General features: G+C 51.9%; 1 rRNA gene. It reads left to right on the top strand.

The window, feature by feature from the left end:
* Positions 1-751 (top strand): 23S ribosomal RNA (locus GQR47_RS20265); the annotation flags it as partial.
* Between the last annotated feature and the right edge of the window lie 19 nt (positions 752-770).

The raw sequence follows: 770 nt of genomic DNA, 5'->3' as shown, positions 1-770 counted from the left end.
TGGAGTCGTCCTTGAAATACCACCCTTGTAGTTTTGATGTTCTAACGTTGGCCCCTGAATCGGGGTTACGGACAGTGCCTGGTGGGTAGTTTGACTGGGGCGGTCTCCTCCTAAAGAGTAACGGAGGAGCACGAAGGTTGGCTAAGTACGGTCGGACATCGTACGGTTAGTGTAATGGTAGAAGCCAGCTTAACTGCGAGACAGACACGTCGAGCAGGTACGAAAGTAGGTCATAGTGATCCGGTGGTTCTGAATGGAAGGGCCATCGCTCAACGGATAAAAGGTACTCCGGGGATAACAGGCTGATACCGCCCAAGAGTTCATATCGACGGCGGTGTTTGGCACCTCGATGTCGGCTCATCACATCCTGGGGCTGAAGTCGGTCCCAAGGGTATGGCTGTTCGCCATTTAAAGTGGTACGCGAGCTGGGTTTAGAACGTCGTGAGACAGTTCGGTCCCTATCTGCCGTGGGCGTTTGAGAATTGAGAGGGGTTGCTCCTAGTACGAGAGGACCGGAGTGAACGAACCGCTGGTGTTCGGGTTGTCATGCCAATGGCATTGCCCGGTAGCTACGTTCGGAACTGATAAGCGCTGAAAGCATCTAAGCGCGAAGCAGGCCTCGAGATGAGTTCTCACTAGACTTTTAAAGTCTCTGAAGGGCCGTTGAAGACTACAACGTTGATAGGCAAGATGTGGAAGTGGTGTGAGCCATTAAGCTAACTTGTACTAATTACCCGTGAGGCTTAACCATACAACGCCAAACGCGTTTT

It is taken from the genome of Pseudoalteromonas sp. Z1A2 (assembly GCF_011378755.1).
Lineage (GTDB): Bacteria > Pseudomonadota > Gammaproteobacteria > Enterobacterales > Alteromonadaceae > Pseudoalteromonas > Pseudoalteromonas distincta.
Note: the sequence above shows the minus strand (reverse complement) of the source record. Positions and strands in the feature narration are given on the sequence as shown.